This window comes from Patulibacter sp., assembly GCF_030655195.1.
Taxonomy (GTDB): domain Bacteria; phylum Actinomycetota; class Thermoleophilia; order Solirubrobacterales; family Solirubrobacteraceae; genus Patulibacter.
Genome location: NZ_JAURWA010000048.1, coordinates 1 through 10,391, shown reverse-complemented (window position 1 = coordinate 10,391; position 10,391 = coordinate 1). Strand labels below are relative to the sequence as shown.

Below are 10,391 nucleotides of genomic sequence, written 5' to 3'. Positions count from 1 at the left end.
GGCGACCCCGGGGGTCGGCCCCGCCCCGCCGGACGCCTTCAGCCCACCGGGTAGGGCGTCAGATAGCCGCCCATGCGCGTGAAGTACTCCGCACCCGTCAGGACCGTGCCGTCCGGGGCCCGCAGCTTCTGGATCACGAGGCCGCGGTTGCGGCCCTTGTGCGGCTGTGGGCCGGCGACGATCGCGACGCCGTCGCCCTCGCGGTAGAAGATCCGCCCGCCGGTGCCGCCGTAGACCTGCTTCGAGACCGAGGCCTCGAGGATGCCGATCCGCTCCGTGCCGCGGTGCGTGAACGCGTTGGGGTACGGATCGGTCTGGGCGCGCACGAGCCGCTCGAGCTCGTCGGCCGGCCACGACCAGTCGATGCGGTTCTCCTCGTCCGTGCGCTTGTGGAAGAACGACGCCTGCGAGAGGTCCTGCGGCACCGGGGTGTAGTCGCCGGACTCCATCTTCTCGAGCGACTCGAGCGTCAGCGGGCCGAACAGCGCGAGGGTCTTGTGGAAGAGGTCCGCCGTCGTGTCGGTGGGTCCGACCTCGACGCTCGCCTGGCCGACGACGTCGCCCTGGTCGAGGCCCGCGCTCATCAGGTGGGCGGTGATCCCGACGCGTTCCTCGCCGTTGACGAGCGCCCAGTTCAGCGGGGCGAACCCGGCGTACTTCGGCAGCAGCGCGTCGTGCGTGTTCAGCGTGCCCAGGCGCGGGATCGAGAAGATCTCCGGCGCGATCCAGCGGCGCCAGTTGATCGCCACCGCGACGTCGGCGTCGGCGTCGCGGATCGTCTGCGCGAGCTCGTCGTCGTTGGGGATCTCGCGCTCGACCACCGGGATGCCGTGCTCCCGGGCGAGCTCGCCGACGTGGTCGTTCCAGATCCCCTCGTACGGGTCGTCGCCGTCGGGGTGCGTGACCAGGAGGACGACCTCGTGGTCCGACGCCAGGAGCTTCGTCAGCAGGTCGTGGCCCCAGGTCTGGTAGCCGAAGAGGACGATGCGCATCAGCGGATCTCCGGACGGTCGGGGTGGCTGGGCGGGGCGAGGGGGGACATCGGAGTTAGGGTAACCTGATCCACGCGGACGGCGCATCCCCCGGTGCCCCCGCCCCTCTCCGTGACCTCCTCCTCGCCGTCCCCGTGGATCCGCCGCTACCGGCCCGAGTCGGAGGGCCGGACGCCGCTGGTCTGCTTCCCGCCGGCGGGGGCGCCCGCCTCGTTCTTCGCGGCGCTCTCCCTGGACGCGCCGGCCGCCGTCGACCCGTGGGCGATCGCGCTCCCCGGTCGCGAGGCGCGCCTCGGAGAGCCCGCGCCGACGACGATGGCCGAGCTCGCCGACGCGGCCGCCGACGAGCTCGCGGCACGTCTCGACGGTCCGGCCGTCCTGCTGGGGCACAGCATGGGCGGCTCGGTCGCGCACGAGGTCGCCCGGCGGCTCGAGGCCCGTGGCCCCGGGTCGGTCCTGCACCTCGTCGTCGGCGGTCGCGGCGGCCCGGCGACCCAGCGCGAGCTGCGGCCGGACGGCGTGCCGGACGACGCCGCCCTTGTCGACGGGCTCGCGGCCTCGGGCGACACCCCGCGCGAGCTGCTCGAGGACCCCGACGTCCTCGACCTCCTGCTGCCGCCCCTGCGCGCCGACTACGCCCTGCTCGCGGCGTACGTCCCCGAGGACGCCCCGCGCCTCCGGGCCGGCATCACCGCGATCGTCGGCCGGGACGATCCGACGACGACCGAGGCGGGCATCGCGACCTGGGCGGCGGCCACCGACGGCCCGTTCGCGGCGCGCACCGCACCGGGTGGGCACCTCTTCCTGGCGGCGCGCACGACGGAGGTCGTCGACGTGGTCCGCGGGCTCGTGGACGGCGCGCCCGACCGGACCTAGGCGGTCCCGGCAGACGCCGTCCACGGGAGGCCGACGTTCGCGGCAGCGTGTGTTAGGTTGCCCGAAGAACACGCGACCTCCCGTCGTAGCTCGATCCCCCATCTCGGAGCTGCCGCATGACGAACCCCTTCGACGACCCCGACGGCACCTTCTCCGTGCTCGTCAACGACGAGGGCCAGCACTCCCTGTGGCCGGCCTTCGCCGACGTGCCCGACGGCTGGACCCCGGTCCTCGAGGGCGCCACGCGGGACGACGCGGAACGGTGGGTCGAGGAGCACTGGACCGACCTGCGCCCGCTGTCGCTCGTGCGCCATCACGGGGCCGCCGCCGTCGCGGACGCCCCCGCCGGGCCCGGGAGCGACGCATGAGCGCCGAGCGCCGAGAGCCCGCGGTCGACGTCGCCGGGATCGGCTTCGGCCCGTCCAACCTGTCGCTCGCGATCGCGCTGCACGAGTCCGAGGGCACGACCGCCCGCTTCTTCGAGCGCCAGCCCGAGTTCGGCTGGCACCGCGGGATGCTCCTCGACGACGCCACGATGCAGGTGTCGTTCCTCAAGGACCTCGTGACGATGCGCGACCCGGCGAGCGACTTCAGCTTCGTCTCGTACCTGACGGACCGGGGCCGGCTGGCGGACTTCATCAACCGCAAGACGCTGTTCCCGCTGCGGATCGAGTTCCACGACTACCTCTCGTGGGCCGCCGCCCGCGTGGACGACCTCGTCACCTACGGATCCGAGGTGGTCGACGTCCGGCCGGTCGAGGAGGACGGCGAGGTGCAGGCCTTCGACGTCGTCGCCCGCCGGCCCGGCGGCGACACCACGGTCACGCGTGCCACGACGGTCGTCGTCGGCTGCGGCCTGACCCCGGTCGTCCCCGCGGGCGTGGTCTGCTCGGCACGGATCTGGCACACGTCGGAGCTGCTGGGCCGCGTCGAGGAGGTCGCGTCGTCGGCGCAGACCCCGCGGCGCTTCGCGGTCGTCGGGGCCGGGCAGAGCGCGGCGGAGGCCGTCGACCACCTCTACCGCCGGTTCCCGGACGCCGAGATCTGCTCCGTCTTCTCGCGCTTCGGCTACTCCCCGGCCGACGACTCGCCGTTCGCCAACCGCGTCTTCGACCCGGACGCCGTCGACGAGTTCCACCGCGCGCCCGAGAGCGCCAAGCGGGAGATCCTCGACTACCACCGCAACACGAACTACTCCGTGGTGGACGGCGACCTCATCGAGTCGCTCTACAGCGCGCACTACCAGGAGCTCGTGGGGGGCCACGAGCGGCTGCGGATCATGAACGTCTCCCGGGTGACGGAGCAGGTCGAGGGCGACGACGGCGTCCGGCTGCACGTCGAGAGCTCCACGACGCTCGAGACCGAGGTCCTCGACTGCGACGCCGTCGTCTACGCGACGGGGTACCGGCCGGCCGACCCGATCGCGCTGCTCGGCAGCGCGGGCGGACTCGTCGACCTCCGGGACGACCTGCCGATCGTCGAGCGCGACCACGGCCTGCGTCTCCGCGTGCCGTCCGCCGGCGCCCGGCTGTTCCTGCAGGGTGCGGACGAGCACGCCTTCGGGCTGACCTCGACCCTGCTGTCGACCGTCGCGGTGCGCGCGGGCGAGATCGCGGGCGCGATCACCGGGGCGAAGGGTGCCGTGGGGGCGGGCGTCGGGCGCTGACCGACCCACGGCGTCGCCGCTCGTCCTCGACCCGTCCGGCGCCCGGGCCGCCGCCACGGCCGGGTGGGCCGAGCGCTCAGCCGGCGGGTGGCTGCAGCTTCGCGTTCCAGCGCTGCTCGATCCGGCCGAAGCGCCAGACGGAGACCGCGACGAGCCACGTCAGGACGAAGAGCCCGACGATCGCGTAGCCGACCGCGTTGAGGTCCAGCGCGGCGAAGACGTCCCACACGCCGCCGGTCAGCCGCAGCTCGTCGGCGAGCACCTGGACGACCTCGATCAGGCCGATCCCGAGGGCGACGACGACCGACAGACCGGTGATGGTGATGTTGTAGAAGACCTTCCGCACCGGCTTGGCGAAGGCCCAGCCGTACGCGGCGGTCATGAAGATCCCGTCGATCGTGTCGAGCAGCGTCATGCCCGCCGCGAAGAGGATCGGCAGGCAGAGGATCGCGTAGAGCGGCAGGCCGCCCGCCGCCGCGCTGCCGGCGGTCGCCAGGAGCGCGACCTCGGTCGCGGTGTCGAAGCCCAGCCCGAACAGCAGGCCCAGCGGATACATGTGCCACGGCTTCGTGACCGCCCGGGTGGCGCGCCCGAGGAACCGGTTCATGAACCCCCGCGAGTTCAGCTGGTCCTCGAGCTGCTGCTCGTCGAACTCGCCGTGGCGCATCCGGCGGAACACCCGCACGATCCCGAGCAGGACGACGAGGTTGATGACGCCGATCAGCAGCAGGAACGACCCGGACACCAGCGGGCCGATCACGCCGGTCGCCTGCTGCAGCGTCGAGTCCTCGTCCTGCACGGCACCGCTGAGGCCCCGGATCCCGACCGCGAACGCGAGGGCGAGCAGGAACACGACGGACGAGTGCCCGAGCGAGAAGAAGAAGCCGACGCTGACGGGACGCTGCCCGTCGGCCATGAGCTTCCGCGTCGTGTTGTCGATCGCGCCGATGTGGTCGGCGTCGAACGCGTGGCGCATGCCCAGGGTGTAGGCGGTGATGCCGATCCCCACGCCGAAGACGCCGGTGGTGCCGAGGCTCAGGTCGGCGGGGAGGACCGCGCCGAAGAGCAGCCCGAAGCCGACGACGTGCAGCAGCACGACCGCGCCGAGGAGCAGCGCCACGCGCCGCCACTCGCGCCGGCTCAGCGACGCGGTGAGGCGCCGGCGACCCGCCGGTGGTCCGCCGGTGGACGTGGCGGATCCCGGCCGACCGGCCGGCGGCGGCCCGCCGCCCGCGCTGCTCGAGGCGCGCACGATCAGCCGGCCGGCGGGGCCCAGTGGAGCTCGGTAACCGCGCCGTCGGTGATCTCGACGTCGCGCTCGAGGACCTCCCCGCGGACCCAGAGCGTGATCGTCCCGACGGGGAGCCGGTCGAAGACGGCCGCGTAGAACGTCTCGTCACCCGTCGGGCGCTCGAGGACGTGCTGGTGCTTGCGGGTGTCGTCGTCGTCGGCGGGGCTCCACTCGATCGGGGTGTCGATCTCGTCGGAGGGACCGTGGACGACGAGCGCGCCGAAGCCGCCGCCGATGTCGAGGACGACCGGCTCGGGGTGCGGCCGGACGACGGGCTCGGGGCTCACGGGGTCACCCCGGGGATCGTGATGTTGGGCAGCGGGCCGGACGCGGAGGTCACGGTCGGGTTGTCGAAGCCGGAGAACGGGTCGCCCAGGTACGGGAAGCCCGACCAGAAGCGCGAGCTCGATCCGACGGGCCCGGTCGGCGGGATCGGCACGCCCTGCGTGACGACCTTGACCGCGAGGTCGGGCGTGAAGCCCTTGTCGAACCGGTCGTTGATGACCGCCGCGAGCATGCGGACGAAGATCGTCACGACGTCGTCCTCCACCCGGCGGCCGTTCGGGTAGCCGGCGGCGTCGCCGTCCAGGGCCCCGAGGTGCTGCGGGGTGGAGGTCGGGGGCACCGCGACGTTCAGGCGGAGCATGTCCGACTGGATCGGGCCCGTGTAGTTCTGGAACCCCGGGAAGATCCCCTTCTTGAAGCCCGTCAGGAGGAGGGCGACCATGTCCTCGCGGCTCTTGCCGCTCTTCGCGAGCGCCTTCAGGCTCTCGAAGACGCCGGGGTAGAGGTCGGGGATCATCCGCGAGAGCTCGGGCTGCTTCACGCCGTCGGCGTACTCGGAGTCGCCGGAGGGCTGGCTGCCGTTCCAGCCGTCCTTCTCGACCATCGGGACCATCAGCTCGTTGAAGAGCGGGCTGCCCAGGCGCGAGACCTGGACCCACGGCCCCGACTCGGTGTGCTGCCCGGTCGTGTCGCCGCGCAGGCGCATCTTGCGGCGCGAGGCCGCGCCCCAGACGCCGATCGTCGAGACCGCCGCGTCGACGTCCTTCGGTCGCGAGCCGTCGCGGGTCAGCGACGTGATCGGGATCTGCAGCGCGATCGTGTGGACGTTGATGCCGTTCTTCAGGGTGTCGAGGCCGACGGAGGGCACCATCGGCGCGACGTGCAGCGTCTGGAACGGGCGCAGGTCCGCGAGGTCGAAGATCGCGCCGAGGTCGGCGTAGAAGCCGTCGTTGCGCTGGCCGGCGAAGACGACCTCCTGGTCCGGCAGCCGGTGGATCGCCGCCTGCGAGAGCTTCGTGTAGTTCGGTGTCGAGTGCGGGCCGATGTTGCACGGCGGGGAGCGCAGGCCGGAGGCGAGCAGCTTCGGCGCGCCCTTGCCGATCTGCTTCGTCACCGAGTAGGACTGCCGGCGGTTGAAGTTCGGGTCGTCCAGCGACGTGATCGGCCCGAGGTTGTAGAGGAACGTCCGCTTGTTCAGGACGGTCGTCTCGAAGCGGAACGTGTAGGTGATGTCCGGCAGGCCGGTGCCGCTGTTGCTGATGTAGATCGAGTAGAGGACGTCCTCGCCGAACTCGTAGAAGTTCGGGCCGGCGGCCGCCGCCTCGAGCGGGATGTAGTTCGTCAGGATCGTGACCGTGTCGGGCCGGTCGGGGCTGACGAACGCGTACGTGTCGGTGTTGTCGACCGACGGGTCCTGGCTGACCTCGGGTGCCTCGCGATGGGACGACATGCGCTCAGCCCTTCCGGCCGGTGGAGGACGGCCTGCGGGCGGTGGTGCGGCGCCTGGTGGCGCGCTTCTTCGGCTTCCGCTTCTTGGTCGCGACGGTCAGGCGCCGGACGAGCTCGCGGTCCTTCACCGTCCGTTCGGTGGTCCCGGTCATGATCACGACCGTGCCGGCCTTGGCGTCGTGGACGTAGGCCATGACCGGCTCGGTCGGCGGGGTCCCCGTCGGGTTGGCCGTGGGGACGCCGTTGGCGGGGCGGGCGCTGGTGGCGCCGGCGGGGGCCGCGAGGACCGCGGCGGTGGGGACGGCGGCGACCGCCGCGTACCCGCCGGAGGCCCGCAGGAACGACCTGCGGCTGGTGGCGCCGACGTCCTCGAGGACGTCGACGGGTGCGGCCGCGAGGCGGCCGCGTCGGAACAAACGCATGGAGGATCCTTGGTTCGGGCCGCGGGGCGGCCCCGTGTCGTTCCGCCTGGAGCGGAACCCTGGGGGCCGGCGAAACGCCGTCGGTCCTCTGCATCAAGCAACGATGCGGTCGTGTGATTGGACGCACTGGAGGTGCGGGCCGATCTCGGCGAGGCGCGTCTCGGGGCCGTCATCGATGCTGCACGGGCGCCGTCGGACGGGCGAGGCCCCCGGGGTACGCCGGTCCCGGAGGGGCCGCCCGGGGCTCGCCGGCGCACCGGGGGCGGGAACCTCCCTGGACCGCCAGGGGCTCGCAGGTACCCCCCCGGCGCGCATCCCGAGGGGCCGGCTCCGGTCCGGGACGCATCAGGAACTACCCTTGCGGGCGAATGGCCGAGCTCCTGAACCCGCGCCCGCCCGCCCCCGACGACGCCCCGCGCCGCCCGCGTCTGGGCGTCCTCGGCGCCGGCCAGCTGGCGCGCATGGACCAGCAGGCCGCGATCGCGCTCGACGTCGACCTGCGCCTGCTGGCGGACGGCCCGTCCGACGCCGCGGTCCTCGCCGGCGCCGAGGCGCTCGTCGGGGACCACGGCGACCTCGACGTGCTGCGCGAGTTCGCCTCGGGCGTCGACGTCGTGACCTTCGAGTTCGAGGGCGTCGACAACGCGCTGCTCCGGACGCTCGAGGAGGAGGGCCACCGGCTCGTCCCGGCGCCCGCCGCCAAGCTCTTCGCCCAGGACAAGCTGCATCAGCGTCGCGGGCTGGGGGAGGCCGGGTTCCCCGTGCCGCCGTTCGAGCACGCGCGGACCGCCGTGGACGTCGCCGAGTTCGCCGCGACCCACGGCTGGCCCGTCGTCCTGAAGGCCCCGCGCGGCGGCTACGACGGCCGGGGCGTCGGCGTCGTGGCCGACGCGCAGGCGGCCGCGGCGTTCCTGGCCCCGCTGCCGGACGGTGCGCTCGTCGAGCCGGCGCTGCGCATCGAGCGGGAGCTCGCCGTCCAGGTCGCCCGCACGTCCGACGGCGCGACCGCGGCGTACCCGGTCGTCGAGACGGTGCAGCACGAGGCGATGCTCCGCGAGCTCGTCGCCCCGGCCGAGATCGACGACGCGCTGGCGGCCGAGGCGTCCGACCTGGCCGTCCGGATCGTCGAGCACATCGGCGGGACGGGACTGATCGCGGTCGAGCTGTTCCTGACCCCGGACGGTCTCCAGGTCAACGAGCTCGCGATGCGCCCGCACAACTCGGGCCACTACTCCATCGAGGGCGCGGTGACGTCGCAGTTCGAGCAGCACGTGCGCGCCGCGCTGGACTGGCCGCTGGGCTCGACCGAGCTGATCGCCCCCGCCGCGGTGACGGTGAACGTCGTAGGCCCGGAGGACGGCAGCGACCCGCGCGAGCGGCTCCCGGCGGCGCTGGCGGTGCAGGGCGCGCACGTCCACCTCTACGGCAAGGGCGCCCGGCCGGGCCGCAAGCTCGGGCACGTCACCGCCCTGGGCCCCGACGTCGCCACCGCCCGCGCCACGGCCTGGCGCGCGGCCGAGATCCTCGAGGGGACGGCGTCGTGAGCCGCACCCACCCGCGAGGTCGGGCGCGGTCCGCCGTCGCGCGGCGCTCGGCCCGTCGCCACGCGGGCATCCCCATCACCACCACCCGGAGCACCGCATGAGCCAGCCCGTCGTCGGGATCGTCATGGGCAGCGACTCGGACCTGCCGACCATGCTCGCCGCCGCCGAGGCGCTGGGCGAGTTCGACATCGCCCACGAGGTGCGCGTCGTCTCCGCCCACCGCGCGCCGCGCGACATGATCGCCTACGGCACCGAGGCCCACGGGCGCGGGATCCAGGTGATCATCGCCGGCGCCGGCGGTGCGGCCCACCTGCCCGGGATGCTCGCCTCGACCACACCGCTGCCGGTCATCGGCGTCCCGGTCCCGCTGAAGCACCTCGACGGCATGGACTCGCTCCTGTCGATCGTGCAGATGCCCGCGGGCGTCCCCGTCGCGACCGTCGGCATCGGCAACGCCCGCAACGCCGGCCTGCTCGCCGCCCGGATCCTCGCCACGGGCGATCCGGAGCGCACCGCGGCGATCCTCCGCGCCCAGGAGGCCCTGCTCGCCTCGTCGCACGAGAAGGACGCGCGCGTGGCGCGGGAGACGGGCCGCGAGGACTGAGGGGCGCGGTCGGAGCGGCGTGGCGGCCCGGGCGAGCCGAGCGCGTCGGCCGGCGGCGCGACGGCCGGCGGCCGGCGGCGCGACGGGTTCGGAGCCGATCGTGCAGGCTGACGCTGCGATGTGTCGCCTGACGACACGAACCCGCGTCGGCGTGGCGGGCGCGGGGACCGATGCTGAGATGTGTCGCCTGACGACACGAACCTGCGTCGGCGTGGCGGGCGCGGGGACTGATGCTGAGATGTGCCGCCTGACGACACGAACCCGCGTCGGCCGGCGGGGGCGCGGGCACCGATGCTGAGATGTGTCGCCTGACGACACGAACCTGCGTCGGCGTGGCGGGCGCGGGGACTGATGCTGCGATGTGCCGCCTGACGACACGAACCCGCGTCGGTCGGTGGGGGCGTGGGGACCGATGCGACGATGTGCCGCCCGACGACACGAACCTGCGTCGGCGTGGCGGGCGCGGGGACTGACGCTGCGATGTGCCGCCTGACGACACGAACCCGCGTCGGCGTGGCGGGCGCGGAGACCGACGCGGCGATGTGCCGCCTGACGACACGAACCTGCGTCGGTCGGCGGAGGACAGAGGCCGACGCAGGCAGGTGCCGCCCCGCGCCGTCGGTCAGGTCTCGAGGACGATGAGGATCAGCATCCCGGTGCCGATCGCGAGTCCCAGGCCGGTGATGATGCCCGTGACGCGACGGTCGACCGGGGGGAACGTCCCGTGCATCAGCCCCTCCTCGACGGCGATCCGGCGGCGGTGCCCGTAGGCGATCGCCAGCACGCCGGCCACCGCGCACGCGGCGCCGAGCAGGGTGTAGGGCCAGCGGTCCTGGGCTCCCGAGAGCTCGGGCACGACCCGGGCTGCGGCGAGCGCCGCGGCAAGAGCGGTGAGCCCGGTCCGCCACCACGCCAGGTAGGTGCGCTCGTTGGCGAGGTGCGTCCGCCGGGAGTAGTCGCGCGGATCGAGCGGCCGCTCCGCCCAGGCGGCCTCTGCTGCTGCGGGGCCGTCCGCGGCGGCTGGGGGCCGGTCGGCCGGACCGACGGGCCTGGCCGGAGGGTCGTCGGGGGCCCGGACCGGCGGGTCGTCGGCGGGCGGGACCGGAGGTTCGTCGGTGGGCTCGGGCGACGGCACCCCCCGACGGTACCGCCCGCCGGGGCCCGTGTCGTGAACGACTCCACGACACCGCGAGGCCTCAGAGAGACCCACCCCCTGGGGTGGCGCGGTCGTCGGGGGGGGGGGGGGGGGGGGGCGGGGGTGG

At 73.8% G+C, this 10,391-nt stretch carries 11 protein-coding genes; 5 read left to right on the top strand and 6 right to left on the bottom strand.

What is annotated here, in order from left to right:
• Nucleotides 1-38: 38 nt before the first annotated feature.
• Entirely contained in the window at nt 39-992 is a 954-nt protein-coding gene (locus Q7T67_RS05430) for a methionyl-tRNA formyltransferase (RefSeq protein ID WP_304786779.1), read from the bottom strand.
• A gap of 93 nt (nt 993-1,085) precedes the next feature.
• Between Q7T67_RS05430 and Q7T67_RS05425 the strand changes: the two genes are divergently transcribed.
• The 3 genes from Q7T67_RS05425 (at nt 1,086) to Q7T67_RS05415 (ending at nt 3,534) form a co-directional block, all read left to right on the top strand.
• Nucleotides 1,086-1,868, top strand: a complete 783-nt coding sequence (locus tag Q7T67_RS05425; RefSeq protein WP_304786777.1) for a thioesterase II family protein — start codon at nt 1,086-1,088, stop codon at nt 1,866-1,868.
• Nucleotides 1,869-1,984: 116 nt separating this feature from the next.
• Entirely contained in the window at nt 1,985-2,236 is a 252-nt protein-coding gene (locus Q7T67_RS05420) for an MbtH family protein (protein WP_304786775.1), read from the top strand.
• Nucleotides 2,233-3,534, top strand: coding sequence for a lysine N(6)-hydroxylase/L-ornithine N(5)-oxygenase family protein (locus tag Q7T67_RS05415; RefSeq protein WP_304786773.1), 1,302 nt, complete (start codon nt 2,233-2,235; stop codon nt 3,532-3,534). The genes Q7T67_RS05420 and Q7T67_RS05415 overlap by 4 nt, the downstream gene beginning before the upstream one ends.
• A gap of 76 nt (nt 3,535-3,610) precedes the next feature.
• Here the strand turns inward: Q7T67_RS05415 and Q7T67_RS05410 are convergent, their stop codons facing one another.
• The 4 genes from Q7T67_RS05410 to Q7T67_RS05395 form a co-directional block, all read right to left on the bottom strand.
• Nucleotides 3,611-4,678, bottom strand: coding sequence for a HoxN/HupN/NixA family nickel/cobalt transporter (locus Q7T67_RS05410; protein WP_370695364.1), 1,068 nt, complete (start codon nt 4,676-4,678; stop codon nt 3,611-3,613).
• Between the two features lie 110 nt (nt 4,679-4,788).
• The gene (locus Q7T67_RS05405; protein ID WP_304786769.1) at nt 4,789-5,112 is read right to left on the bottom strand and encodes a hypothetical protein; all 324 of its coding nucleotides are present in this window, start codon (nt 5,110-5,112) and stop codon (nt 4,789-4,791) included.
• Nucleotides 5,109-6,560, bottom strand: a complete 1,452-nt coding sequence (locus tag Q7T67_RS05400) for a DUF4331 domain-containing protein (protein WP_304786767.1) — start codon at nt 6,558-6,560, stop codon at nt 5,109-5,111. The genes Q7T67_RS05405 and Q7T67_RS05400 overlap by 4 nt, the downstream gene beginning before the upstream one ends.
• A 4-nt stretch (nt 6,561-6,564) precedes the next feature.
• The gene (locus Q7T67_RS05395; protein WP_304786765.1) at nt 6,565-6,981 is read right to left on the bottom strand and encodes a hypothetical protein; all 417 of its coding nucleotides are present in this window, start codon (nt 6,979-6,981) and stop codon (nt 6,565-6,567) included.
• A gap of 368 nt (nt 6,982-7,349) precedes the next feature.
• Between Q7T67_RS05395 and Q7T67_RS05390 the strand changes: the two genes are divergently transcribed.
• Entirely contained in the window at nt 7,350-8,525 is a 1,176-nt protein-coding gene (locus Q7T67_RS05390) for a 5-(carboxyamino)imidazole ribonucleotide synthase (RefSeq protein WP_304786763.1), read from the top strand.
• A 97-nt stretch (nt 8,526-8,622) separates the two neighbouring features.
• Nucleotides 8,623-9,129 carry a 5-(carboxyamino)imidazole ribonucleotide mutase gene (gene purE / locus Q7T67_RS05385; protein ID WP_304786761.1) on the top strand — a complete coding sequence of 169 codons (507 nt, stop codon included), beginning with the start codon at nt 8,623-8,625 and terminating at the stop codon, nt 9,127-9,129.
• 622 nt (nt 9,130-9,751) lie between these two features.
• On the opposite strand, the gene Q7T67_RS05380 is transcribed toward purE, so the two are convergent.
• Nucleotides 9,752-10,264, bottom strand: coding sequence for a YidH family protein (locus Q7T67_RS05380; protein ID WP_304786759.1), 513 nt, complete (start codon nt 10,262-10,264; stop codon nt 9,752-9,754).
• Nucleotides 10,265-10,391 lie beyond the last annotated feature (127 nt).